Source organism: Streptomyces sp. HUAS MG56 (assembly GCF_058673395.1).
This window is the reverse complement of record NZ_CM178722.1, coordinates 5,989,749-6,015,641: the sequence shown is the minus strand read 5'-3', so window position 1 is coordinate 6,015,641 and position 25,893 is coordinate 5,989,749. Positions and strand designations below refer to the sequence as shown.

Here is a 25,893-nt window from a genome sequence, read left to right as displayed (position 1 = left end):
CAGTCATACCGGCCAGCATGGCAGACACAGGCATCGGTGACGGAGAGTTCGGGGCGGGCGCCGCGAAGGGTCGGGCAGAGGATACGGCGGAGTGCCCCGGCAAGGAGCACTCCGCCGTACTTCGTCAGGTCGTGGACCGCCGCCGCCGTGCCCCCGGCCGGCGCTCGCTCGGCCGGGTCACCGGGTCGCCGGCCTCCACCGCGGCCGCGCGCCGCTTCATGCCGAACTCGGCCAGGGCCTCGGCCAGCTTGTGCACCGACGGCTCCGGGGCCATGACGTCGACCCGCAGGCCGTGTTCCTCGGCGGTCTTCGCGGTCGCCGGGCCGATGCAGGCGATCACCGTCACGTTGTGCGGCTTGCCCGCGATGCCCACCAGGTTGCGGACGGTCGAGGAGGACGTGAAGAGCACGGCGTCGAAGCCGCCGCCCTTGATCGCCTCCCGCGTCTCCGCCGGCGGCGGCGAGGCGCGCACGGTCCGGTAGGCCGTGACGTCGTCGACCTCCCAGCCCAGCTCGATCAGGCCGGCGACCAGGGTCTCCGTGGCGATGTCCGCGCGGGGCAGGAAGACGCGGTCGATCGGGTCGAAGACCGGGTCGTACGGCGGCCAGTCCTCCAGCAGGCCCGCGGCCGACTGCTCCCCGCTCGGCACCAGGTCCGGCTTCACGCCGAAGGCGACCAGCGCCTTCGCCGTCTGCTCGCCCACGGCCGCGACCTTGATGCCCGCGAAGGCACGCGCGTCGAGGCCGTACTCCTCGAACTTCTCCCGGACGGCCTTCACCGCGTTGACCGACGTGAACGCGATCCACTCGTAGCGGCCCGTCACCAGGCCCTTGACCGCCCGCTCCATCTGCTGCGGGGTGCGCGGCGGCTCCACCGCGATCGTCGGGACCTCGTGCGGCACGGCGCCGTAGGACCGCAGCTGGTCGGAGAGCGAGGCCGCCTGCTCCTTCGTCCGCGGCACGAGCACCTTCCAGCCGAACAGCGGCTTGGACTCGAACCAGGACAGCTGGTCGCGCTGGGCGGCGGCGGAACGCTCGCCGACCACGGCTATCACCGGCCGGCCGCCGTCCGGCGACGGCAGGACCTTCGCCTGCTTCAGGGTCTGCGCGATCGTGCCCAGGGTGGCGGACCACGTGCGCTGGCGCGTCGTCGTACCGGCGACCGTCACCGTCAGCGGGGTGTCCGGCTTGCGGCCCGCGGACACCAGCTCGCCCGCCGCTGCCGCCACCGAGTCCAGCGTCGTGGACACGACGACCGTGCCGTCGGAGGCACCGACCTCCGTCCAGCAGCGGTCGGAGGCCGTACGGGCGTCCACGAACCGGACGTCCGCGCCCTGCGCGTCCCGCAGCGGCACACCGGCGTACGCCGGCACACCGACCGCGGCCGCCACGCCCGGGACGACCTCGAAGGGCACCCCGGCGGAGGCGCAGGCGAGCATTTCCTCGGCCGCGTACGTATCAAGTCCCGGGTCCCCGGACACCGCACGGACGACCCGCCTGCCGGACCGTGCGGCCTCCATGACAAGATGAGCCGCATCCCGGGCAGGAGACGGGGCAGCGGCGGATGTTGACGTGCCGTCAACGACCGTGAGCTGCGGCGTGCCCGTGCCCGGCGGCGACATGGAAGCGTCCGTCGGTACGACGGAGACGCCCTGCCGCGCGTGCGTCCGGATCACGTCGAGCACCTCGTGCTCGGCGATCAGGACATCCGCGTGCGACAGCGCCTCCACGGCGCGCAGAGTCAGCAGTCCCGGATCCCCGGGTCCGGCACCGAGGAAGGTGACGTGCCCGTGATCGAGGCCGGCGGGAAGGGTGGTGGGGCTCACTGTGCTCGCTCCCCCATCAGACCGGCCGCGCCCTGGGCGAGCATCCCGGCCGCGAGGTCGCGGCCGAGGGCGATCGCCTGGGTCTCCGTCTGGGGCACGGGACCGGTGGTGGACAGCTGCACCATGCGGGTGCCGTCGGTCGTGCCGACGACGCCGCGCAGGCGCATTTCCTTGACAATCTGCCCGTCGGCCAGAAGGTCGGCCAGCGCGCCCACAGGGGCGGAGCAGCCGGCCTCCAGGGCGGCGAGCAGTGACCGCTCGGCGGCGGTGGCGGCCCGCGTGAGCGGGTCGTCGAGCTCACCGAGCGAGGCGATCAGCGACGCGTTGTCCGCGGCGCACTCGATCGCCAGTGCCCCCTGGCCGGGGGCGGGCAAAACAGTGTCGACCGACAGGAAGTCGGTCACCTCGTCGCTGCGGCCGATCCTGTTCAGTCCGGCGGCGGCCAGCACGACCGCGTCCAGCTCGCCGTCCCGGACGTACCGGATGCGCGTGTCGACGTTGCCGCGGATCGGGACCGTCTCGATGTCCAGGCCGTGCGCGCGGGCGTACCCGTTCAGCTGGGCCATGCGCCGCGGCGAACCGGTGCCGATGCGCGCGCCCCGCGGCAGGTCGGTGAACTTCAGCGCGTCCCGGGCGACGATCACGTCCCGCGGGTCCTCGCGCTCCGGTATGGCCGCCAGGACCAGCCCCTCCGGCTGCGCGGTCGGGAGGTCCTTGAGCGAGTGAACCGCGAAGTCGACCTCGCCGCGCACCAGCGCGTCGCGCAGCGCCGTGACGAACACGCCGGTGCCGCCGATCTGCGCGAGGTGCTCGCGGGAGGTGTCGCCGTAGGTGGTGATCTCGACCAGCTCCACGGGCCGCCCGGTCACCTGGCGGACGGCCTGCGCCACCTGCCCGGACTGGGCCATGGCGAGCTTGCTGCGCCTGGTCCCCAGCCTCAGTGCCTTCTCAGTCATGCCGGTCGGTCCTTCGTGTCTGTGCTGTCCACGGCCCGGGAGACGGAGGCGACCGTCTCGGGGTCGAGGTCGAACAGGGTGCGCAGCGCGTCCGCGTACCCGGCGCCGCCGGGCTCGGCCGCGAGCTGCTTGACCCGTACGGTCGGCGCGTGCAGCAGCTTGTCCACGACCCGGTGCACGGCCTGGCGGATCTCGCCGCGCTGGCGGTCGTCCAGGTCGGGCAGACGGCCGTCGAGCCGCGCGATCTCACCGGCGACGACGTCGGCGGCCATGGTGCGCAGCGCGACCACGGTCGGCGTGATGTGCGCCGCCCGCTGTGCCGCGCCGAAGGCCGCGACCTCGTCGGAGACGATACGCCGGACCAGGTCCACGTCGGCCGCCATCGGGGCGTCCGCCGAGGACTCCGCGAGCGACTCGATGTCGACCAGCCGCACCCCGGCCAGCCGGTGCACGGCCGCGTCGATGTCGCGGGGCATGGCCAGGTCGAGGAGGAAGAAGAAGGGCGCCGGACGCTCGGCCGGCGGCTCGGGCCTGCGCCGCTCGGGGATCCGGCCGACCGTGGCGGCGGTCGCGGCGAGCGCGGTGATCAGCTCGGCGTCGGCCTCGGGGCTGCGGCGGCCGGGACGCTCGATGGTCCCTCCCGCGACCCAGGCCGCGTGCTGCTCCAGGGTGGCCGCGTCCATGCCGGCCACGGCGGCCTCGCCCATGACGGAGAAGCCGGTCGGTACGGCGGCCAGGTCCAGCGGGCAGTTCTCGTCGCCGGCGGCGCCGGCGGTCGGCAGCGGGATCTCGGGCTCCACGTCCGGGGAGGCGGCGACGGCGGGCTGCCCGGTGCGGCCCTCGACCGCCTGCGCGACCGCTTCCGCCGTGAGCACCAGACCCGTCGCCCCGGTACAGGAGACGACGACGTCGGCACGTGTCAGCTCGCCCGGCACGGCGCTCATCTCGACCGCGCGCGCGGTGACCGCGTTGTCGTCGGCCTCGGTCAGTATCTGCGCGAGGCGCTCGGCGCGCTCGAAGGTGCGGTTGGCGACGACGACCTCGGCGACCCCGGCCCGCGCGAGCGTGGCGGCGGCCAGCGAGGACATCGACCCGGCGCCGATGACCAGGGCCCGCCTGCCGCGCGCCCAGGCCGGGACGTCCGCGGCGGCGGCCAGCTGCTCCAGGCCGAAGGTGACCAGGGACTGGCCCGCGCGGTCGATGCCGGTCTCGGAGTGGGCGCGCTTGCCGACCCGCAGGGCCTGCTGGAACAGGTCGTTCAGGAGTCGGCCGGCGGTGTGCAGGTCCTGCGCCCTGGCCAGGGAGTCCTTGATCTGGCCGAGGATCTGTCCCTCGCCGACGACCATCGAGTCCAGGCCGCAGGCCACCGAGAACAGGTGGTGGACGGCCCGGTCCTCGTAGTGCACGTAGAGGTAGGGGGTCAGCTCGTCCAGGCCGACGCCGCTGTGCTGGGCGAGCAGCGTGGACAGCTCGGCGACACCCGCGTGGAACTTGTCCACGTCGGCGTACAGCTCGATGCGGTTGCAGGTGGCGAGCACCGCGGCCTCGCCGGCCGGTTCGGCGGCGACCGTGTCCTGGAGCAGCTTGATCTGGGCGTCCATGCTCAGCGCGGCCCGCTCCAGCACGCTCACCGGCGCGCTGCGGTGGCTCAGTCCGACGACGAGGAGGCTCATGCCGGCATCACGGCGGGTACGTCCCCGTCGGGTCCCTGGTCTGCGGATGCGGCAGGCGCGGCGGTCGATGCCGCTTCGCGGGGGGTGGCGGCGGGCTGCGCGCCGTCGCCCACGGCGGTCTCCAGGGCGGGCTCCTCGCCGGCCTTGCGCTGCTCGTGGAAGGCGAGGATCTGGAGTTCGATCGAGAGGTCGACCTTGCGTACGTCGACGCCGTCCGGGACGGACAGCACGGTCGGCGCGAAGTTCAGGATGGAGGTGACCCCGGCGGCCACGAGCCGGTCGCAGACCTGCTGGGCGGCGCCGGCCGGGGTGGCGATGACGCCGATGGAGACCCCGTTGTCCTCGATGATCTTCTCAAGGTCGTCCGTGTGCTGCACCGGGATGCCCGCGACGGGCTTTCCGGCCATCGCCGGATCCGCGTCGATCAGCGCGGCCACCCGGAAACCACGGGAGGCGAACCCGCCGTAATTGGCCAGCGCGGCGCCGAGGTTACCGATACCGACGATGACAACCGGCCAGTCCTGGGTCAGACCCAGTTCACGGGAGATCTGGTAGACGAGATACTCCACGTCGTAGCCGACACCGCGCGTTCCGTAGGAGCCCAGGTACGAGAAGTCCTTGCGCAGCTTGGCGGAGTTGACCCCCGCGGCGGCCGCCAGCTCCTCGGAGGAGACCGTGGGTACCGAGCGCTCCGACAGCGCGGTCAGCGCGCGGAGGTACAGCGGAAGCCTGGCGACGGTGGCCTCGGGAATCCCTCGGCTACGGGTCGCCGGTCGGTGTGTTCGGCCAGTTGCCACGGTGCTCCTGCGGGTAGAGCGGGGCTGTAGGCGGTCATACGTCCCCAGACCGCCCCGTCGAATGCAGGCTATGTCTTTGTGAACGCGTGCACAAAGATGGTGTCCGATTTGCCCGGCAGAAGTGACCGGGGTCACGCAACCGGAGCGCCCTCGACGGGAACCGGCGCACACCCGCGCGCGTTCCTTCGGTATTGGGGGCAAAATCGCACACTCTCCTCACAAATCCCGCCCCCGAGACCAAACCGCCGTCGATCCTAAGCGACTTTCGGGCCGGTTTGGACTAGTCGGTCAGTGCCCGGCGCAGCCGCTCCTCGTTCACGCGCCAGAAGGTGTGCTGTTCACCGTCGACGAGTACGACGGGAATCTGCTCCCAGTACTGGTCGTGCAGCGCCTTGTCGTGGGTGATGTCCTTCAGCTCGAAGGGCACCCCCAGATCGCCGGCCACCTTCTCGACCACCTGCTGCGCGTCGTCGCACAGATGGCAGCCCGGCTTGCGGACGAGAGTGATCAGCCGCTCGTGCGGGGCGGCCTTGCGTCGGAAGAGAGGACTCATGCCGGCCATTCTCCCGCCCCTTCCCCGCCCCCTTAACGGCCCGGTAGCGGAGAGTTCACACCCTTCCAACCTCTCGACTCCGGAAGCACCGAACAAACTGGCTATGCTCACGACATGGCCGCTCTCGGATGGCTCACTCCCCGTAGGCGCTCCGCCACGGCGCGGAGCGTGTTGGCAGGCGAGGCCTCGGCAGAGGCCGCCCGCAAGTCCTCGCAGGAGGCGCAGACAGCCCAGGAGGCTCCACCGGGCGCACCGGAGGAACCGGAGTTCCCCGTCATCGGCGACACCAGGGCAGCCGCGTTCTTCGACCTCGACAACACCGTGATGCAGGGCGCCGCGCTGTTCCACTTCGGCCGCGGCCTGTACAAGCGGAAGTTCTTCGAGACCCGCGACCTCGCCCGGTTCGCCTGGCAGCAGGCGTGGTTCCGGCTGGCCGGCGTCGAGGACCCCGAGCACATGCAGGACGCCCGCGACTCGGCGCTGTCGATCGTCAAGGGCCACCGGGTCGCCGAGCTGGAGTCGATCGGCGAGGAGATCTACGACGAGTACATGGCCGACCGCATCTGGCCCGGCACCCGCGCGCTCGCCCAGGCCCACCTGGACGCGGGCCAGAAGGTGTGGCTGGTCACGGCGGCCCCGGTGGAGATCGCCCAGGTGATCGCCCGCCGCCTCGGCCTCACCGGCGCGCTCGGCACCGTCGCGGAGTCGGTCGACGGCGTCTACACCGGCAAGCTGGTCGGCGAGCCGCTGCACGGCCCGGCGAAGGCGGAGGCGGTCCGCGCGCTGGCCGCCGCGGAGGGCCTGGACCTGGCCCGCTGCGCCGCGTACAGCGACAGCCACAACGACATCCCGATGCTCTCCCTGGTCGGCCACCCCTACGCCATCAACCCGGACGCCAAGCTCCGCAGGCACGCCCGGGAGAAGGACTGGCGCCTGCGCGACTACCGCACCGGGCGCAAGGCGGCGAAGGTGGGCATCCCCGCGGCGGCCGGCGTCGGCGCCGTCGCCGGCGGCACGGCGGCCGCCATCGCGATCAGCCGACGGCGCCGATAGGCACCGCCCCCGCACTCCGAACCCCAGCACGACACCCACTGGCCGCGCGCGCCCGAATTATGCCGCGGCCATTTCAACACGCCCTGTACCTCACCGAAACAGGCCTGTTTTCGATCAACAACCGATCAAGCTACGGCACTTGATAGGACGTCAATCGGTAACAGAAGCGACGCAATCGATGATTTGAGCAACTCGGTGTAGCAGTGCCTGCACGAAGCGTTATTCTCCTCAGACGCAAACCGGTACCTCTCCGTCGCTACGACGGGTGAACGGTCCCGCACTGCACGTGATGGAAGCTCTGCCTCTGGGAGTCCCGTGTACCCACACGTCGGGGTTGACGCCTCGGGCCTGGCTACGCTGCGCGCAACACTCGCAACGGTCAAAGAGACGCTGCGCGGCCTCGTCCCCACCGCGTACGCCGTCCCCGCCTTCGCCGCCGCCATGCCCGTCGGCCCGTGCTACGCACTGGCCGACGGCAGCGCCACCGTGGGCAGACGAGGCCGCGCCACGGGCGCGGCCACCGCCCGCCGACCGGCCGCCGACAGCGACAGCGCCCGGATGATGGACCTGGTCGAGCGCGCCCAGGCCGGCGAGGCCGAGGCCTTCGGCCGGCTCTACGACCAGTACAGCGACACGGTGTACCGGTACATCTACTACCGCGTCGGCGGCCGCGCGACGGCCGAGGACCTCACGAGCGAGACCTTTCTGCGGGCGCTCCGCAGGATCGGCACGTTCACCTGGCAGGGCCGCGACTTCGGCGCCTGGCTGGTGACGATCGCCCGGAACCTCGTCGCCGACCACTTCAAGTCCAGCCGCTTCCGCCTGGAGGTCACCACCGGCGAGATGCTCGACGCCAACGAGGTCGAGCGCTCCCCGGAGGACTCCGTCCTGGAGTCGCTGTCGAACGCCGCGCTGCTCGACGCCGTGCGCCGACTCAACCCCCAGCAGCAGGAGTGCGTGACGCTCCGCTTCCTCCAGGGCCTCTCGGTCGCCGAGACCGCCCGCGTCATGGGCAAGAACGAGGGCGCCATCAAGACCCTCCAGTACCGCGCCGTCCGCACCCTCGCCCGGCTCCTGCCGGACGACGCACGCTGAACCGATCGCGACTGCGGGCGACCGCCAACTCACGTTGCGTGAAAGCCCGTTGTCTTTCCGATCCGCCCATCCGCCGTCCGTAACCCAAGTGCCGCGCCAGTCGTTGTGCGGGATACAGGCTCCCTGTGGTCACGTCCTGGCCGACCCTGATCACTCGATCGTGTGGATCGGTCACGGGCGTGCAACCCTCAGGACCCCCTGGGGAGTCGACCGTGATGACGAGAGGAGGTGCCGCCAGTGATCGCGAACGTATCGGCGCACCGGCGGGCGAACGCCTTCGCCCAGGCCCTGGATGAGCAGTCCGACCGGGACACGGCGGCCGAGCAGCCAGCACCGGCGGGCGGACCGCCGGCCACCGAGGAGTCCGGGCAGGGCGAGCTGCTCGCCCTCGCCTCGGGCCTCGGCGCACTGCCCAAGCCACAGCTCGACCCCGAGGTCAAGGTCGTCCAGCGCGCCCAGCTGGTGGCCGCGATGGAGGCCATGCTCCAGGAGGGAACCGGAGCGGCGGATGCGTTGGTACCCGAACAGCGTTCTTCCCACTCCAGGGGCGCACACCGGGCGAGCCCGCTGAGCAAACTCCGCCCACGCAGCCGGCTGACCAAGGGGCTCGCCGCGGGCGGGCTCAGCGTCGGCGTGGCCGCGGGAGCCTTCGGCGGAGTCGCCGCGGCCAGCTCGGACGCCCTGCCCGGTGACTCCCTGTACGGCCTCAAACGCGGCATCGAGGAGTTCAAGCTCAACTACCTGTCCGACGGCGACGACCAGCGCGGCCAGACCTACCTCGACCAGGCCTCCACCCGGCTCAGCGAGGCCCGGCGGCTGCTGGAGCGAGGCCGCGGCGGACACCTCGACCACGAGTCCCTCGGTGAGATCCGCCGCACGCTCTCCGGCATGCAGCGCGACGTCACCGAAGGCCACCGCCTGCTCCACGAGGCGTACGAGGCCGACCCGGACTCCCTGGGCCCCATCCAGGCCCTGTCGACCTTCGCCCGGTCCCACCGCGAGGCCTGGAGCGCGCTGAGCGGCAAGCTGCCGGTGCAGCTCGGGGACGTCAAAGAGCAGGTGACGTCGGTGTTCGCCGCCATAGACCAAGAGGTCGCGCCGCTGGAGGCCCGTCTCCCGAAGCCCGGGGCCCACCCCGGCACCGGCACGCGCCAGGGCTCCGGCTCGGCCTCGACGGGCTCGGGCGCCCACCGCGGCGCCACCTCGCCCAGCTCCTCCGGCTCGACCCCCGCCACCGGCAAGCACGCCCGCACGGACGACCCGAGCGGCTCGCTCACCGGCGACAACGGCGAGGGCCTGCTCGGCGGCAACACCGGCGGCCTGCTCGGCCCTCCGAAGACGGGCAACGGCACCAGCACCTCGCCCACCACCAAACCCACGACCCCGACAGCCCCGGACGTCACCCTCCCCCCGCTGCTCCCCGGCCTCCTCCCGGGCCTGGGCATCGAGGGCGAGAACAACACCAACTAGCGAGAGTCACGGCAGCGGGGCACCCACCCGAGCGGGCGCCCCGCTGTCGCGCAGACACTCAAAAGAACACCGACCGCCGCTGCACGAGCAGCTTGTACAGCGTGTGCTGGATCTGCTCACGCACCTGGTCGGTCAGGTTGAACATCAGCATCGGGTCCTCCGCCGCCTCCGGCGGATAGCCGTCCGTCGGGATCGGCTCACCGAACTGGATCGTCCACTTCGTCGGCAACGGCACCGCCCCCAGCGGACCCAGCCACGGAAACGTCGGCGTCAACGGGAATTACGGAAAGCCCAGCAACCGCGCCAGCGACCCATTCACATTGCCGCCCTCGCACCGCTTCGCGGGCTTCGGACGGCTGCGCCGGACTCCGTCCGCCGACTCCCGGCCTCCGGGATCGAGCGCTCCCGAACAGCCGGCTCCACAACCACCTCGCGTCAGAAGAACACCGACCGCCGCTGCACGAGCAGCTTGTACAGCGTGTGCTGGATCTGCTCACGCACCTGGTCGGTCAGGTTGAACATCAGCATCGGGTCCTCCGCCGCCTCCGGCGGATAGCCGTCCGTCGGGATCGGCTCACCGAACTGGATCGTCCACTTCGTCGGCAACGGCACCGCCCCCAGCGGACCCAGCCATGGAAACGTCGGCGTCAACGGGAAGTACGGAAAGCCCAGCAACCGCGCCAGCGTCTTCGCGTTGCCGATCATCGGGTAGATCTCCTCCGCCCCGACGATCGAGCAGGGAATGATCGGCGCCCCCTGGCGCAGCGCCGTGGAGACGAAACCGCCCCGGCCGAACCGCTGGAGCTTGTACCGCTCGCCGAAGGGTTTCCCGATCCCCTTGAACCCCTCCGGCATCACCCCGACCAGCTCCCCCTGCGCCAGCAGCCGTTCGGCGTCCTCCGCACACGCGAGGGTGTGACCCAGCTTGCGGGCGAGTTCGTTCACCACCGGCAGCACGAAGACCAGATCGGCCGCGAGCAGCCGCAGATGGCGGTCGGCGGGGTGCTGGTCGTGCACGGCGACCTGCATCATCAGCCCGTCCAGCGGCAGCGTCCCGGAGTGGTTGGCGACGATCAGCGCCCCGCCCTTGGCCGGGATGTTCTCGATGCCCTTCACCTCGACCCGGAAGTACTTCTCGTACACCGGCCGCAGCAGCGACATCAGGACCTGGTCGGTCAGCTCCTCGTCGTAGCCGAAGTCGTCGACGTCGTAGTCCCCGGTCAGCCGGCGCCGCAGAAACGCCAGCCCCGCCGCGACACGCCGCTCCAGACCCGCGCCCTGCCCTCCGGCACCGGGCCGCGGATCCCGCGGCTCCTCCGTCTCCCCCGGCTCCTGCGCGCGGCTCACGATCCCATCCTCCCGCACCCGGGCCCGCCCCGGCAGCGGCTGGACCTCGCCCAGCCCCCCGGGATCGTCCGACCCGCCGCGCGGCCTGCCCACACCCCGGCGCCGCGCCGGGCGCGCCGCGGCGCCCCCACGGGACCGGTCGTCGTCGAACGGAATGACCTTGGCGTCCGCCATCGTTCCTGCGCTCCTCAGTTGGCGCCGTGCGTGGGGAGGTGACCGCTGCCCTTGGCGGCCAGCGCGGCGATGCGGTCGACGGCCCCGGCGAGGGCCTCCGGCGGCAGCAGCCCGGGGCCCTGGCCGCGTACGAAGTCCGCGAACGTCTCCGCCGTCGTGTACCGGGGCGTGAAGCCGAGCGTCTCGCGCATCTGGCCGGTGGCCACCACCCGCCCGTGCGTGAGCAGCCGGATCTGCTCCGGTGAGAAGTCCGTCATACCGAGCGTACGCACCAGCGAACCCGCCCAGGTGACCGCGGGCAGCAGCAAGGGCACGGTCGGCCGCCCGAGCCGCCGCGAGCACTGCGAGAGCAGCAGCACACCGTCCCCGGCGATGTTGAACGTGCCGCTGTTGAGCGTGCCCCGGCGCGGCTCGTGCGAGGCGATCCGGAGCACCTCGACGACGTCGTCCTCGTGCACGAACTGGAGCCGCGGGTCGTAGCCGAACACGGTCGGCAGGACGGGCAGCGCGAAGTACGAGGCGAGCGGGGTGTCCGCGGCCGGTCCGAGGATGTTGGCGAACCGCAGCACGCACACCGCGACGTCCGGGCGCCGCCGGGCGAACCCGCGCACGTACCCCTCGACCTCGACGGTGTCCTTCGCGAACCCGCCGCTCGGCAGCGACTTCGCCGAGGTCGTCTCGGTGAACACGGCCGGGTCGCGCGGCGCGGAGCCGTAGACGTTCGTACTGGACTTCACCACCAGCCGCTTGACGGCCGGCGACTTCTGGCAGGCGCCGAGCAGCTGCATGGTGCCGATGACGTTGGTCTCCTTGACCATGGCCCGGCTGCCGGCGCCCAGCGCCGTGCCCGTCACATCGAGGTGGACGACCGTGTCCGCGCCGGTCTCGGCGAGCACGCGGGCTATCGTCGGCAGCCGGATGTCGGCCTGGATGAAGTCGGCCCCGCCCAGATGGTGCACCGGGGGCACGGCGTCCACGGCGATCACCCGGTCGACCTCCGGATCCCGCTGGATCCGCCGCACGAACCGGCCGCCCAGCTGGCGGGCCGCTCCGGTGACGAGCACGACCTTCCCCAAGATCAGCGCCTTCCCTCGTACGGTGTGCGTGCGGCCAACTTAGCGGGTCGACGTTGCGCTGTGATGACCCCCCGATGCACGAGGTGACGGAATTTCACCGGCCGGAACCGCAGTGGGCGGCCCGGACATGCCTGTGGCCCCCCACCAATGGTGGGGGGCCACAGGGACACGCTTCTCGCGCGCCGCTTACTTCTTGTTGCGACGCTGAACGCGCGTGCGCTTGAGCAGCTTGCGGTGCTTCTTCTTGGCCATCCGCTTGCGCCGCTTCTTGATAACAGAGCCCACGACTACCCTCGCTCACTTCTCATCACTCGGTTGTTTGGGCGCCATGGGCCCACACGACCTACGAGGGGCTAGCCTACCCAACCGAGCGCTGAGGTCGTAATCGAGGGTCCTCCGGATCTTTCCGGAGGCGTCGTCAGGCTGTTTCCACCCCCACATAGCTGTCGCGAAGGTACTCGTGTACCGCTTGCTCCGGGACGCGGAAGGACCGCCCCACCCGGATCGCGGGCAGATGACCGCTGTGCACCAGCCGGTACACGGTCATCTTCGACACTCGCATCACCGCGGCGACTTCCGCCACGGTCAGGAACACGACCTCGTTCAGAGGCCTCTCGCCAGCTGCCATGACACACCTGAACCTTCCGCACTCGACGGCCACCGGCTTCCCCTTCCGGTGACTCTTCGTCGCTGCGTGCTCACTCCCCAATGTAGGGGCGGGTGATGCGAGTGGGGAAGAGGTGCACCCATCGCTGGCCTACTGTGACAGACACGCTCGTTTGAGTACGTAGCGGGTAAGCGGGCGGTAGTACGCGGACCGCACGCCGTCATCAACCGGAACGGCGACGGTCAGCGCCCCCTCGACCTCTCCCACGAACAGCGCGGGATCGTCGACATCGCCGAGCCCGATGGCCTCGAACCCCAGCTGACCTGCACCGCAGACCCAGCCGTGGTCTCCGACGACAAGCGCGGGCAGCGGTCCGCCGGCGGCCGCGGCGGCCTCCAGGACGACCCGAACCGGCAGCGGAGAATGACTGTGGACACCCGGCTCACAACCGGGGCGCTCGGCTCCTGGTTCCCGCACCAAGGCAACCCCTCGTACGTAGTCGAGGTAATGGGTACGTAGACCGAACCGGGTCAATATGTCGACACAGTGACCCTGCGCGGGGGTGAGCACCTCACACCCCGCCGCCGAGAGCGCGTCCGCCAAGCCGGCGTAGAACCCGAGCAGGCGGTGCGGATGCCCGGTCCCGAACAGCACGGGAGCCCGGCGCCCGGCCGCCTCCCCGATGCGCTCGGCGAAGGCATCCAGCGCGGCCACCGTGCGCCCCGGATCGATCACATCCGGGCCGGACGTGTGCCGCGGATCGGCCGAAACGCCACACTTCTCCGCCATCAACGCGAGCAGTTCCGGCTGCTGCCACGCCCCTTCGGGATCGATCCCGATCAACACGCGCGGATCCCGGGCGGCGAACAACCGATAACTCCGCAGGCTGACCTCCCGGGAGGTCCCCACCTCCCCGGCCAGCCGCACGGCCACCAGATGCGCACACAGAGCCTCGGCGGTCACCACGGCTGAGATGCTCGCGCATCACGGATGAGGATGCGTCAGGAATGGGTGGAATTCCGCACAGTTGGCGTAACCCCCTACGGCAGCAGACCTCGCAGGGGGAACGCCGCCCGCCGGGTCGCCAGGACCGCCTGGTCGAGCCGGTCGGCGGGGTCGTAACCCGCGTCCCACGACGCCCAACTCACCGGCCACCGCCCGTCGGTCATCCGCTGCGGCCCCAACTGCCGGGTCCGGGCGAACACCTCCTGGCGCCACCCCTCCGGGATCACCGTCTCCGGCGCCACCGGCCTGCCCGCGGCCACTGCCACCAGATGCGTCCAGGACCGCGGCACGACCTCCACCACCGCGTACCCGCCCCCGCCGAGCGCGACCCACTTCCCGTCGGCGTACTCGTGCGCCAGCTCATGACAGGCCACCTGCACCGCCCGCTGCGCGTCCAGCGACACGGCGAGATGGGCCAGCGGATCCTCGAAGTGCGTGTCGGCCCCGTGCTGCGTCACCAGCACCTGCGGCCGGAAGTCGGCGATCAGCTCCGGCACCACCGCGTGAAACGCCCGCAGCCACCCCGCGTCCCCGGTCCCCGCCGGCAGCCCCACGTTCACCGCGGCCCCCTCCCCGGCCCCCGCCCCGACCTCCTCCGGCCACCCGGTCTGCGGGAACAGCGTGCGGGGATGCTCGTGCAGCGAGATCGTCAGCACCCGCGGATCCTCCCAGAACGCGGCCTGCACCCCGTCCCCGTGGTGCACGTCCACATCCACATAGGCGACCCGCTCGGCCCCCAGCTCCAGCAGCCGGGCGATGGCCAGCGCCGCGTCGTTGTAGATGCAGAACCCCGACGCACCCCCGGGCATCGCATGGTGCAGCCCGCCCGCGAAGTTCACCGCGTGCTCGACGTCCCCCCGCCACACCGCCTCCGCCGCCGCCACCGACTGCCCCGCGATCAGCGCGGACACCTCGTGCATCCCGGCGAACGCGGGATCGTCGACCGTACCCAGCCCGTACTGCCCGCACGCCCCCGCCGGATCCGCCGACGCGGCCTTCACCGCCTCGATGTAGTCCTCGCGGTGCACCAGCATCAGCGTCGACTCCCCGGCCGGCTTCGCCGCGACGACCTCCAGCTCCCGGTCGAGCCCGAAGGCACCCACCAGTTTCCGGGTCAGTGCCAGCCGGACCGGATCCATCGGATGGTCCGGGCCGAAGTCATAGCCCGTTACTGCCTCGTCCCACATCAGCTGTGCGCGGCCGCTCATGCCCGCCACCGTATCGGTCCGGTTGAGCGGCGAACGACCTGGCGTACCCCAGCGTCACCAGCACCAACACCATCGGCACAAGCATCGCCCCGCGGTAACTCCACGCATCGCCCAAGGCCCCCACCAACGGCGAACCGACCAGAAAGCCCACGTAATTGAAGATGTTCAGCCGCGCGACGGCCGCGTCCGAAGCCCCCGGGCCGTGTTCCTCGAAAGCGTGCCTGCCGGCCGCCGCGAACGTCTGCGGCACCAGCACGCACAACCCCAGCCCCACCATCATGAACCCGAGCATCCCGACCCACGCCCCGGGCGCCGACGCCACCACCGCGAACCCGCCGGCCGCCACCAGCGTCCCGAGCCGTACGACCGCCACGGCCCCGAACCGCCGCACCCCGAAGTCCCCGAGCGCCCGCCCCACCAGCGTGGTCACCATGTACACGTTGTACGGCACCGTCGCCAGCTGCTCGCTGCTGCCCAGCACGTCCTTCAGATACTTCGCGCTCCAGTTGGAGACGGTCGAGTCCCCGATGTAGGCGAAGGTCATCACCAGACACAGCGGCAGCAGCAGCTTGAACACCACCCCCGCGCCCTGCCCCCGCTCCTGGCCCTCCCCCACGGCCGCCGGCTCCCCGTCGGCGTACCACCGGCTGCCCACCAGCGTCGCCGGCAGCAGCACCGCCACCACCGGCAGATACGACACCCACAGCGCGAGATGCCAGTGTGCCCCGACCCAGGCCAGCGAGGCCCCGAGGATCCCGCCCAGGCTGTACGCGGCATGGAAACTGAGCATGATGCTGCGCCCGTACGACCGCTGAAGGCTCACCCCGAGCATGTTCATCGAGGCGTCCAGCGCCCCCACCGTGAGCCCGAACACGCCCAGTGCCACCGCCAGTTCGGCGAGCTGCCCGCCGGCTCCGGCCCCGAGCAGCGCCAGCAGCACCACCGGCTGGGAGTACCGCAGCAGCCGACTCGGCCGTACGCGCTTCACCAGCTGCTCGGTGGTCACACTGCCCACCCCGGCCAGGATCGGTACGGCGGCCAGGAAGACCGGCAGCAGCGCGTCGGAGACGCCGTACCGGTCCTGGATGGCCGGGATCCGCGTCACGAGCAGCGCGAAGGTGGCGCCCTGCGCGAAGAAGCTGAACGCCAGCGAGGCCCTACCGCGCCGCAGCACATCAGTCATGGCGGCGAGCGTAGGGCCCCGGGCTACCTGTGGGTAGATCCAGCCAAAGATGAATTTCCCTCAGCTTGACCGGGCGGGTCTCAGGCGGCGACGGCCAGTCCCGACCGCTCCGGCTGCTTCTGCTGGGTGGCCTTGCCGTCCTCCACCTCGGCGGCGAGCATCTTCTCCATCGGCCCGGCGGCCAGCCCACCACTGACCACGAACCCGATCACCATCGCGCCGACCAGGAAGACGGTGCCGAGCCACACCATCGTGTCCACGGGAATGGTGTACGCACCCACGACCCGGGCGGAACACTCGGCGAGCAGCACCAGCCCCCAGACGACCGAGAAGGCCTTCTCCTTGCCCCGGAAGGCCGTCGACCGAACAGACTCCCCGGAGACCAGCCGCTGCCAGGCAGCCTCCTTCTCCGCGTCCCCCTTCACCAGGAAGGGCTTCATCCCGGCGGTCATCATCGGCTTGCCGAACCAGACCGAGGCCAGGATCCCGAAGGCGATGACACTGCTGACCCCGCTGTCCTTGGCGAGCATCAGCCGCGGGTCACCGGAGACGAAGCTGAGCAGCAGCGAGACGACGTTGACGACCAGGATGAGACCGGCCAGAGCGTTGGTCCTCCGCTCCTTCACCAGGCCCCACACGGTCCGCACCGCCGGCGCCACGCTGCTCCAGGCGAGGGAGGCGAAGGTGCTCAGCCCGAAGGCGTCCTTGAACAGGTAGTACGAGCCGAGCGGCAGGGCCACGTCCAGGAGGAGCGGCCGGAAGTTCTGGATCCCCGTGTTCTTCGTCATGCCCTCAGCTTCGCCGCCGCAGGGGGTCCGTCAGTAGAAGCGATCGTCCGGAGGTCCGCATGACAATTGTCAGGCTCCGACCGATGGCTCAGGTCATATCAGCAGGTCAAGCAACTCGCCCATGGCGCCGAAGAGTTGATCGGCACCGCTCAGCTTCGCCGCCGGCGTCATCGCGGTGAACCCGCAGACGTCCATCCCGGCCGCCACGGCGGCCCGCACGCCGAGCGGGGAGTCCTCGACGACCACGCACCGCTCGGGGGCCACTCCCAGCCGCCGTGCCGCGTGCAGGAAGAGATCGGGCGCCGGCTTGCCCCGCCCCACGTCCTCGGAGCTGAAGATCCGCTCCTCCGGGAACCACCGGTCGAGCCCGGTCGTGCGATGCCCCACCCGGATCCGCGCATGGCTCCCGGAGGACGCCACGCAGTACGGCACCCCGTCCGTGGCCAGCTTCTCCAGTACGTCCGCCACGCCGACCACGGGCGCCAACTCCCGCTCGAACGCGGCGAACACCCGCGCGTGGAAGACATCGTCGAAGTCGTCCGGCAACCGCTGCCCCGTGCGCTCCAGCACCAGTTCATGAATCCGGTGCATCGCCGAGCCCATGTAGTCCCGGATGGAGTCCTCGTACGAGGTCGGGTGCCCCAGCTCGGTCAGATAGGCCGCGAGATGGCGATTGGATATGGGCTCGCTGTCGACGAGCACCCCGTCGTTGTCAAAGATGATCAGGTCGTAGCGCATGCTGTCGAGCATAAACGCAGAAAGGCCCACGCCTGATGGCGTGGGCCTTTCCCAAAATTTGTTCGGCGGCGTCCTACTCTCCCACAGGGTCCCCCCTGCAGTACCATCGGCGCTGTGAGGCTTAGCTTCCGGGTTCGGAATGTAACCGGGCGTTTCCCTCACGCTATGACCACCGAAACACTATGAAACTGACAACCGGACCGCCTGTTCGGCGGGGCTGTTCGTGGTTTCAGAACCAACACAGTGGACGCGAGCAACTGAGGACAAGCCCTCGGCCTATTAGTACCGGTCACCTCCACACCTCACGGTGCTTCCAGATCCGGCCTATCAACCCAGTCGTCTACTGGGAGCCTTACCCCATCAAGTGGGTGGGAGTCCTCATCTCGAAGCAGGCTTCCCGCTTAGATGCTTTCAGCGGTTATCCCTCCCGAACGTAGCCAACCAGCCATGCCCTTGGCAGAACAACTGGCACACCAGAGGTTCGTCCGTCCCGGTCCTCTCGTACTAGGGACAGCCCTTCTCAAGACTCCTACGCGCACAGCGGATAGGGACCGAACTGTCTCACGACGTTCTAAACCCAGCTCGCGTACCGCTTTAATGGGCGAACAGCCCAACCCTTGGGACCGACTCCAGCCCCAGGATGCGACGAGCCGACATCGAGGTGCCAAACCATCCCGTCGATATGGACTCTTGGGGAAGATCAGCCTGTTATCCCCGGGGTACCTTTTATCCGTTGAGCGACGGCGCTTCCACAAGCCACCGCCGGATCACTAGTCCCGACTTTCGTCCCTGCTCGACCCGTCGGTCTCACAGTCAAGCTCCCTTGTGCACTTACACTCAACACCTGATTGCCAACCAGGCTGAGGGAACCTTTGGGCGCCTCCGTTACTCTTTAGGAGGCAACCGCCCCAGTTAAACTACCCATCAGACACTGTCCCTGATCCGGATCACGGACCCAGGTTAGACATCCAGCACGACCAGACTGGTATTTCAACGACGACTCCACGAACACTGGCGTGCCCGCTTCAAAGTCTCCCAGCTATCCTACACAAGCCGAACCGAACACCAATATCAAACTGTAGTAAAGGTCCCGGGGTCTTTCCGTCCTGCTGCGCGAAACGAGCATCTTTACTCGTAGTGCAATTTCACCGGGCCTATGGTTGAGACAGTCGAGAAGTCGTTACGCCATTCGTGCAGGTCGGAACTTACCCGACAAGGAATTTCGCTACCTTAGGATGGTTATAGTTACCACCGCCGTTTACTGGCGCTTAAGTTCTCAGCTTCGCCCCACCGAAATGGAGCTAACCGGTCCCCTTAACGTTCCAGCACCGGGCAGGCGTCAGTCCGTATACATCGCCTTACGGCTTCGCACGGACCTGTGTTTTTAGTAAACAGTCGCTTCTCGCTGGTCTCTGCGGCCACCCCCAGCTCTGGCAGCAAGTGCCGTCACCAGACGTGGCCCCCCTTCTCCCGAAGTTACGGGGGCATTTTGCCGAGTTCCTTAACCATAGTTCACCCGAACGCCTCGGTATTCTCTACCTGACCACCTGAGTCGGTTTAGGGTACGGGCCGCCATGAAACTCGCTAGAGGCTTTTCTCGACAGCATAGGATCATCCACTTCACCACAATCGGCTCGGCATCAGGTCTCACCCTGCATGAGTGGCGGATTTGCCTACCACTCGGGCTACACCCTTACCCCGGGACAACCACCGCCCGGGATGGACTACCTTCCTGCGTCACCCCATCACTCACCTACTAACCGCTTGGTCCGGCGGCTCCACCACTTTCCATTCCCCGAAGGGTCCGGAACGGCTTCACGGCCTTAGCATCACGATGCTCGATGTTTGACGCTTCACAGCGGGTACCGGAATATCAACCGGTTATCCATCGACTACGCCTGTCGGCCTCGCCTTAGGTCCCGACTTACCCTGGGCAGATCAGCTTGACCCAGGAACCCTTAGTCAATCGGCGCAAACGTTTCTCACGTTTGTATCGCTACTCATGCCTGCATTCTCACTCGTCAACCGTCCACGACTACCTTCCAGTGCCGCTTCACCCGGCAGACGACGCTCCCCTACCCATCCACACAGGCGTTGGCCCTATTGTGTGAATGACACGACTTCGGCGGTACGCTTGAGCCCCGCTACATTGTCGGCGCGGAATCACTAGACCAGTGAGCTATTACGCACTCTTTCAAGGGTGGCTGCTTCTAAGCCAACCTCCTGGTTGTCTGTGCGACTCCACATCCTTTCCCACTTAGCGTACGCTTAGGGGCCTTAGTCGATGCTCTGGGCTGTTTCCCTCTCGACCATGGAGCTTATCCCCCACAGTCTCACTGCCGCGCTCTCACTTACCGGCATTCGGAGTTTGGCTAAGGTCAGTAACCCGGTAGGGCCCATCGCCTATCCAGTGCTCTACCTCCGGCAAGAAACACACGACGCTGCACCTAAATGCATTTCGGGGAGAACCAGCTATCACGGAGTTTGATTGGCCTTTCACCCCTAACCACAGGTCATCCCCCAGGTTTTCAACCCTGGTGGGTTCGGTCCTCCACGAAGTCTTACCTCCGCTTCAACCTGCCCATGGCTAGATCACTCCGCTTCGGGTCTTGAGCGTGCTACTGAATCGCCCTGTTCGGACTCGCTTTCGCTACGGCTTCCCCACCCGGGTTAACCTCGCAACACACCGCAAACTCGCAGGCTCATTCTTCAAAAGGCACGCAGTCACGAGAATGTGCAAGCACATTCCGACGCTCCCACGGCTTGTAGGCACACGGTTTCAGGTACTATTTCACTCCCCTCCCGGGGTACTTTTCACCATTCCCTCACGGTACTATCCGCTATCGGTCACCAGGGAATATTTAGGCTTAGCGGGTGGTCCCGCCAGATTCACACGGGATTTCTCGGGCCCCGTGCTACTTGGGTGTCTCTCAAACGAGCCGCTGACGTTTCGACTACGGGGGTCTTACCCTCTACGCCGGACCTTTCGCATGTCCTTCGCCTACATCAACGGTTTCTGACTCGTCTCACGGCCGGCAGACCGTGAAAGAGAGATCCCACAACCCCCACGACGCAACCCCTGCCGGGTCTCACACGCCATAGGTTTGGCCTCATCCGGTTTCGCTCGCCACTACTCCCGGAATCACGGTTGTTTTCTCTTCCTGAGGGTACTGAGATGTTTCACTTCCCCTCGTTCCCTCCACACTGCCTATGTGTTCAGCAGCGGGTGACAGCCCATGACGACTGCCGGGTTTCCCCATTCGGAAACCCCCGGATCAAAGCCTGGTTGACGACTCCCCGGGGACTATCGCGGCCTCCCACGTCCTTCATCGGTTCCTGGTGCCAAGGCATCCACCGTGCGCCCTTAAAAACTTGGCCACAGATGCTCGCGTCCACTGTGCAGTTCTCAAACAACGACCAGCCACCCATCACCCCGAACCCATAAGGTCCGAGTGCACTGGGGCCGGCGACTGAGGAGAAGATCAGATCATTCCCTCAGACACCCAACAGCGTGCCCGGCACGACCAGCCGACCAGATCAGCGTTCCACGCCCCGAAGAGCAGTACTAGCGCCTGGTCCGTCCTGGACCGTGCCGAATAATCAACGTTCCACCCATGAGCAACCAGCATCGGACACTCGCCGATGTACTGGCCTCTGACCGAGCAGAGCCCGGTAAGAAGTGCTCCTTAGAAAGGAGGTGATCCAGCCGCACCTTCCGGTACGGCTACCTTGTTACGACTTCGTCCCAATCGCTAGTCCCACCTTCGACGACTCCCTCCCACAAGGGGTTGGGCCACCGGCTTCGGGTGTTACCAACTTTCGTGACGTGACGGGCGGTGTGTACAAGGCCCGGGAACGTATTCACCGCAGCAATGCTGATCTGCGATTACTAGCAACTCCGACTTCATGGGGTCGAGTTGCAGACCCCAATCCGAACTGAGACCGGCTTTTTGAGATTCGCTCCACCTCACGGTATCGCAGCTCATTGTACCGGCCATTGTAGCACGTGTGCAGCCCAAGACATAAGGGGCATGATGACTTGACGTCGTCCCCACCTTCCTCCGAGTTGACCCCGGCGGTCTCCTGTGAGTCCCCATCACCCCGAAGGGCATGCTGGCAACACAGAACAAGGGTTGCGCTCGTTGCGGGACTTAACCCAACATCTCACGACACGAGCTGACGACAGCCATGCACCACCTGTACACCGACCACAAGGGGGGCACTATCTCTAATGCTTTCCGGTGTATGTCAAGCCTTGGTAAGGTTCTTCGCGTTGCGTCGAATTAAGCCACATGCTCCGCTGCTTGTGCGGGCCCCCGTCAATTCCTTTGAGTTTTAGCCTTGCGGCCGTACTCCCCAGGCGGGGAACTTAATGCGTTAGCTGCGGCACCGACGACGTGGAATGTCGCCAACACCTAGTTCCCACCGTTTACGGCGTGGACTACCAGGGTATCTAATCCTGTTCGCTCCCCACGCTTTCGCTCCTCAGCGTCAGTAATGGCCCAGAGATCCGCCTTCGCCACCGGTGTTCCTCCTGATATCTGCGCATTTCACCGCTACACCAGGAATTCCGATCTCCCCTACCACACTCTAGCTAGCCCGTATCGAATGCAGACCCGGGGTTAAGCCCCGGGCTTTCACACCCGACGTGACAAGCCGCCTACGAGCTCTTTACGCCCAATAATTCCGGACAACGCTTGCGCCCTACGTATTACCGCGGCTGCTGGCACGTAGTTAGCCGGCGCTTCTTCTGCAGGTACCGTCACTTGCGCTTCTTCCCTGCTGAAAGAGGTTTACAACCCGAAGGCCGTCATCCCTCACGCGGCGTCGCTGCATCAGGCTTTCGCCCATTGTGCAATATTCCCCACTGCTGCCTCCCGTAGGAGTCTGGGCCGTGTCTCAGTCCCAGTGTGGCCGGTCGCCCTCTCAGGCCGGCTACCCGTCGTCGCCTTGGTGAGCCATTACCTCACCAACAAGCTGATAGGCCGCGGGCTCATCCTTCACCGCCGGAGCTTTACACCGTCAAGGATGCCCAAGACGGTCATATCCGGTATTAGACCCCGTTTCCAGGGCTTGTCCCAGAGTGAAGGGCAGATTGCCCACGTGTTACTCACCCGTTCGCCACTAATCCACCCCGAAGGGCTTCATCGTTCGACTTGCATGTGTTAAGCACGCCGCCAGCGTTCGTCCTGAGCCAGGATCAAACTCTCCGTGAATGTTTACCGGTAATCCGGTCGAACACCACGAGAGCGGAACCAGGAGGAGGAATAGTCCTCCCGGTTCACAGCGTCCTCGCTGTGTTTTTCAAAGGAACCTCGCCCCGGTCGTGATGACCGGAGACGGGGTATCAACTAATCTGGCGTTGATTTTTGGCACGCTGTTGAGTTCTCAAGGAACGGTCGCTTCCTTTGTACTCACCCTCTCGGGCTTTCCTCCGGGCTTCCCTTCGGTGTTTCCGACTCTATCAGATCTTTTCTCGATCCGATTTCCTCGGTGCTTTCCAGGTTCCCGCTCTGCTTTCGCTTCGCTTTTCCCTTTCCGGCGGTTCCGACTCTATCAGATCCTTTCGGCGTCTGACTCCCAGTCAGGGGGGTTTGTCTTCCCGGCCGTTGGGCCGTTCCGACGAGTGAGACTTTAGCGGATTCCCTGCCCCCGAGCTAATCGGGGGCGTCGTCCTTTCGAACGCGGATTCCTCATTTCGCAAATGCGCACACCAAAACAGTCGGCGCCGAAGCGACGATGAGTGGTTGGGACTTGCGGAATGGCTGTCCGGGGACCGACCTGGATCGGCGCTCACGTCGGACAACTCGGAGAACAGTACGGATCGAGGTGAGGTGTGTCAACTCGCTGCCGTGAGGTTCAGTCCTTCTTGCCGGAGGCGAGTTCGCGGCTGCGGTCGCGGGCTGCTTCGAGGGCGGCGATGAGGGCGGCGCGGACGCCGTGGTTCTCCAGCTCGCGAATGGCGTTGATGGTCGTACCCGCCGGGGAGGTGACGTTCTCGCGGAGCTTGACCGGGTGCTCGCCGCTGTCGCGGAGCATCACGGCGGCGCCGATCGCGGACTGGACGATGAGGTCGTGGGCCTTGTCGCGGGGCAGGCCGAGCAGGATGCCGGCGTCGGTCATGGCCTCGACCAGGTAGAAGAAGTACGCCGGTCCCGAGCCGGACAGAGCCGTGCAGGCGTCCTGCTGGGACTCGGGGACGCGCAGCGTCTTGCCCACGGCTCCGAAGATCTCTTCGGCGTGGGAGAGATGGTCGGCGGTGGCGTGGCTGCCGGCGGAGATGACGGACATCGCCTCGTCGACGAGGGCGGGGGTGTTGGTCATGACGCGCACGACCGGCGTGCCCGCGGCGAGCCGCTCCTCGAAGAAGGAAGTGGGGATGCCGGCGGCGCCGCTGATGATCAGGCGGTCGGCGGGGATGTGCGGGGCCAGTTCGTCCAGGAGGGTGCCCATGTCCTGCGGTTTGACCGTGAGGATCAGGGTGTCGGCGGTCTTGGCGGCCTCGGTGTTGGTGACCGGGTTGACTCCGTAGCGGGAGCGGAGTTCCTCGGCGCGTTCCGGGCGGCGGGCCGTGACCAGGAGGTCGGCGGGGGCCCAGCCGGCGCGGATCATTCCGCTGAGCAGGGCTTCGCCGATCTTGCCGGTGCCGAGGACTGCGACTTTCTGGCTCATGGGGGTCAGTCTGGCACCGGGGAGTGGGGGGTGGGGTGGCCGTCCGGTGGGCGGAACAGCGGGGTCACACCGTCCGTCGGCGTAGTGTCGCCGCCCCCAGGGCCAGGACCAGGAGTGCGCAGCCCGCGACGATCAGGACGTCCCGCACGAAGGTGGTCGTCATGTCGGTGTGGTGGAGGACCTGGTTCATGGCGTCGACGGCGTAGGACATGGGGAGGGCGTCGGAGACTGCCGTCAGGGCGGGGTGCATGGCGGAGCGGGGCGTGAACAGGCCGCAGAGGAGGAGCTGGGGGAAGATCACCGCCGGCATGAACTGGACCGCCTGGAACTCCGAGGCCGCGAACGCCGAGACGAAGAGGCCGAGGGCCGTGCCGAGCAGGGCGTCGAGGAGGGCCACCAGGAGGAGGAGCCAGGGCGAGCCCGTCACGTCCAGGCCCAGGAACCAGACGGCGAGGCCGGTGGCCAGGGCCGACTGGACGATCGCGAGGGCGCCGAAGGCGAGGGCGTAGCCGGCGATGAGGTCGGCCTTGCCCAGGGGCATGGCGAGGAGGCGTTCGAGGGTGCCGGAGGTGCGTTCGCGCAGGGTGGCGATGGACGTGACCAGGAACATCGTGATCAGCGGGAAGATGCCGAGCAGGGAGGCGCCGATGTTGTCGAAGGTGCGGGGGCTCGCGTCGAAGACGTAGCGCAGCAGGACCAGCATCAGGCAGGGGACGAGGATCATCAGCGCGATCGTGCGCGGGTCGTGGCGGAGCTGGTGCAGGACCCGGGCCGCGGTGGCGGTGGTGCGGGAGGCGTTGAGCGCGCCGGTGGGAGCCGCCGTGGGAGTGACAGGGGCGTTCGTACTCATCGGGTTCATCGGGTTCATCGGGTTCGTCGGGTTCATCGGGCTCGTCGGGCTCATCGGGTCGGCTCCTGGGTGCGTGACGCCGCGGCGGCTTCGTCCACGAGGCGGAGGAAGGCCGCTTCGACGGTGTCCGTGCCGGTGCGGGTGCGCAGGGCGTCGGGGGTGTCGTCGGCGAGGATCTCGCCCTCGCGCATGAGCAGCAGGCGGTGGCAGCGCTCGGCCTCGTCCATGACGTGGGAGGAGACGAGGAGGGTGGTGCCGCGGGTGGCGGCGAGCTGGTGGAACAGGTGCCACAGGTCGCGGCGGAGGACGGGGTCGAGGCCGACGGTCGGTTCGTCGAGGACGAGGAGTTCGGGGGCGCCGAGCAGGGCGACGGCGAGGGAGACCCGGCCGCGCTGGCCGCCGGAGAGGGCGCCGGCGACAGCGTCGGCGTGGCTGGTGAGGTCGACGTCGGTGATGGCCTGAGTGACGTGTGCGTGGCGCCGTTCGGCGGCGGCCCGGCCGGGGTCGAGGATCGCGGCGAAGTACTCCAGGTTCTGTCGGACGGTCAGGTCGTCGTAGACGGAGGGGGCCTGGGTGACGTAGCCGACGCGGCTGCGCAGCGCGGGGTGGCCGGCCGGGTGGCCGAGGACGTCCAGGGTGCCGGTGACCTTGGCCTGGGTGCCGACGACGGCGCGCATGAGGGTGGACTTGCCGCAGCCGGAGGGGCCGAGGAGGCCCGTGATCCGGCCGGGCGGGACGGTGAAGCGGAGCTGGTGCAGGACGGTGCGCCGGCCGCGGACGACGGTGAGGTCGTCGGCCCGGACCGCATTATTCATCATGTGAT

20 protein-coding genes, 3 rRNA genes and 1 pseudogene are annotated in these 25,893 nt (G+C 68.1%); 3 read left to right on the top strand and 21 right to left on the bottom strand.

Going from position 1 to position 25,893, the window contains the following annotated elements; all coding sequences use genetic code 11:
* Window positions 1-124: 124 nt before the first annotated feature.
* The 5 genes from AC4OXY_RS28445 to AC4OXY_RS28425 form a co-directional block, all read right to left on the bottom strand.
* Window positions 125-1,825 carry a bifunctional uroporphyrinogen-III C-methyltransferase/uroporphyrinogen-III synthase gene (locus tag AC4OXY_RS28445; protein WP_491991301.1) on the bottom strand — a complete coding sequence of 567 codons (1,701 nt, stop codon included), beginning with the start codon at window positions 1,823-1,825 and terminating at the stop codon, window positions 125-127.
* Complete coding sequence (gene hemC, locus AC4OXY_RS28440; RefSeq protein ID WP_356035921.1) at window positions 1,822-2,781, bottom strand: hydroxymethylbilane synthase; 960 nt, start codon at window positions 2,779-2,781, stop codon at window positions 1,822-1,824. Before hemC ends, AC4OXY_RS28445 begins: the two co-directional genes overlap by 4 nt.
* Window positions 2,778-4,454, bottom strand: a complete 1,677-nt coding sequence (locus AC4OXY_RS28435) for a glutamyl-tRNA reductase (RefSeq protein ID WP_356035919.1) — start codon at window positions 4,452-4,454, stop codon at window positions 2,778-2,780. The genes hemC and AC4OXY_RS28435 overlap by 4 nt, the downstream gene beginning before the upstream one ends.
* Window positions 4,451-5,251 carry a redox-sensing transcriptional repressor Rex gene (locus tag AC4OXY_RS28430; RefSeq protein WP_356035916.1) on the bottom strand — a complete coding sequence of 267 codons (801 nt, stop codon included), beginning with the start codon at window positions 5,249-5,251 and terminating at the stop codon, window positions 4,451-4,453. The genes AC4OXY_RS28435 and AC4OXY_RS28430 overlap by 4 nt, the downstream gene beginning before the upstream one ends.
* Window positions 5,252-5,531: 280 nt before the next feature.
* Window positions 5,532-5,813 (bottom strand): glutaredoxin family protein, encoded by a 282-nt coding sequence (locus tag AC4OXY_RS28425; protein ID WP_356035914.1) that lies wholly within the window; start codon window positions 5,811-5,813, stop codon window positions 5,532-5,534.
* Window positions 5,814-5,918: 105 nt separating this feature from the next.
* On the opposite strand from AC4OXY_RS28425, the gene AC4OXY_RS28420 reads away from it, so the two are divergent.
* From AC4OXY_RS28420 to AC4OXY_RS28410, 3 genes are all read left to right on the top strand, one after another.
* On the top strand, window positions 5,919-6,857 hold the full coding sequence (locus AC4OXY_RS28420; RefSeq protein WP_356035911.1) for an HAD family hydrolase: 939 nt from the start codon (window positions 5,919-5,921) through the stop codon (window positions 6,855-6,857).
* 315 nt (window positions 6,858-7,172) lie between these two features.
* Window positions 7,173-7,952: an ECF subfamily RNA polymerase sigma factor, BldN family gene (locus AC4OXY_RS28415; protein WP_376295345.1), complete on the top strand. Its 780-nt coding sequence runs from the start codon at window positions 7,173-7,175 to the stop codon at window positions 7,950-7,952.
* 237 nt (window positions 7,953-8,189) lie between these two features.
* On the top strand, window positions 8,190-9,422 hold the full coding sequence (locus AC4OXY_RS28410) for a DUF5667 domain-containing protein (RefSeq protein ID WP_356035906.1): 1,233 nt from the start codon (window positions 8,190-8,192) through the stop codon (window positions 9,420-9,422).
* Between the two features lie 58 nt (window positions 9,423-9,480).
* On the opposite strand, the pseudogene AC4OXY_RS28405 reads toward AC4OXY_RS28410, so the two are convergent.
* From AC4OXY_RS28405 to AC4OXY_RS28330, 16 genes and pseudogenes are all read right to left on the bottom strand, one after another.
* Window positions 9,481-9,732 (bottom strand): annotated as a pseudogene (locus AC4OXY_RS28405) (glycerol acyltransferase); the annotation flags it as partial.
* Window positions 9,733-9,857: 125 nt separating this feature from the next.
* Window positions 9,858-10,943 carry a lysophospholipid acyltransferase family protein gene (locus AC4OXY_RS28400; protein ID WP_362823368.1) on the bottom strand — a complete coding sequence of 362 codons (1,086 nt, stop codon included), beginning with the start codon at window positions 10,941-10,943 and terminating at the stop codon, window positions 9,858-9,860.
* Between the two features lie 14 nt (window positions 10,944-10,957).
* Window positions 10,958-12,019, bottom strand: coding sequence for an NAD-dependent epimerase/dehydratase family protein (locus AC4OXY_RS28395; RefSeq protein ID WP_356035901.1), 1,062 nt, complete (start codon window positions 12,017-12,019; stop codon window positions 10,958-10,960).
* Window positions 12,020-12,205: 186 nt separating this feature from the next.
* Complete coding sequence (locus AC4OXY_RS28390; protein ID WP_003948845.1) at window positions 12,206-12,304, bottom strand: 30S ribosomal protein bS22; 99 nt, start codon at window positions 12,302-12,304, stop codon at window positions 12,206-12,208.
* 133 nt (window positions 12,305-12,437) lie between these two features.
* Entirely contained in the window at window positions 12,438-12,647 is a 210-nt protein-coding gene (locus tag AC4OXY_RS28385; protein ID WP_177235464.1) for a helix-turn-helix domain-containing protein, read from the bottom strand.
* A gap of 129 nt (window positions 12,648-12,776) precedes the next feature.
* The gene (locus tag AC4OXY_RS28380; RefSeq protein ID WP_356035898.1) at window positions 12,777-13,592 is read right to left on the bottom strand and encodes a phosphatase; all 816 of its coding nucleotides are present in this window, start codon (window positions 13,590-13,592) and stop codon (window positions 12,777-12,779) included.
* 74 nt (window positions 13,593-13,666) lie between these two features.
* A complete protein-coding gene (locus AC4OXY_RS28375) occupies window positions 13,667-14,839 on the bottom strand; it encodes an acetoin utilization protein AcuC (RefSeq protein WP_356035896.1) in 1,173 nt (390 codons plus the stop codon).
* Window positions 14,790-16,022 (bottom strand): MFS transporter, encoded by a 1,233-nt coding sequence (locus tag AC4OXY_RS28370; protein ID WP_362823370.1) that lies wholly within the window; start codon window positions 16,020-16,022, stop codon window positions 14,790-14,792. The genes AC4OXY_RS28375 and AC4OXY_RS28370 overlap by 50 nt, the downstream gene beginning before the upstream one ends.
* An 80-nt stretch (window positions 16,023-16,102) precedes the next feature.
* Window positions 16,103-16,810, bottom strand: a complete 708-nt coding sequence (locus AC4OXY_RS28365) for a VC0807 family protein (protein WP_491991300.1) — start codon at window positions 16,808-16,810, stop codon at window positions 16,103-16,105.
* A 93-nt stretch (window positions 16,811-16,903) separates the two neighbouring features.
* Entirely contained in the window at window positions 16,904-17,548 is a 645-nt protein-coding gene (locus AC4OXY_RS28360; RefSeq protein ID WP_491991299.1) for an HAD family hydrolase, read from the bottom strand.
* 60 nt (window positions 17,549-17,608) lie between these two features.
* Window positions 17,609-17,725: ribosomal RNA gene (gene rrf, locus AC4OXY_RS28355) — 5S ribosomal RNA — on the bottom strand.
* Between the two features lie 82 nt (window positions 17,726-17,807).
* Window positions 17,808-20,926, bottom strand: a 23S ribosomal RNA gene (locus tag AC4OXY_RS28350).
* Between the two features lie 312 nt (window positions 20,927-21,238).
* Window positions 21,239-22,764 (bottom strand): 16S ribosomal RNA (locus tag AC4OXY_RS28345).
* The 16S, 23S and 5S rRNA genes sit together here, the layout of an rRNA operon.
* 643 nt (window positions 22,765-23,407) lie before the next feature.
* Entirely contained in the window at window positions 23,408-24,220 is an 813-nt protein-coding gene (gene proC, locus AC4OXY_RS28340) for a pyrroline-5-carboxylate reductase (protein ID WP_491991298.1), read from the bottom strand.
* Between the two features lie 64 nt (window positions 24,221-24,284).
* Complete coding sequence (locus AC4OXY_RS28335; RefSeq protein ID WP_356029384.1) at window positions 24,285-25,070, bottom strand: ABC transporter permease; 786 nt, start codon at window positions 25,068-25,070, stop codon at window positions 24,285-24,287.
* 50 nt (window positions 25,071-25,120) lie between these two features.
* Entirely contained in the window at window positions 25,121-25,888 is a 768-nt protein-coding gene (locus AC4OXY_RS28330) for an ABC transporter ATP-binding protein (protein WP_376293669.1), read from the bottom strand.
* Between the last annotated feature and the right edge of the window lie 5 nt (window positions 25,889-25,893).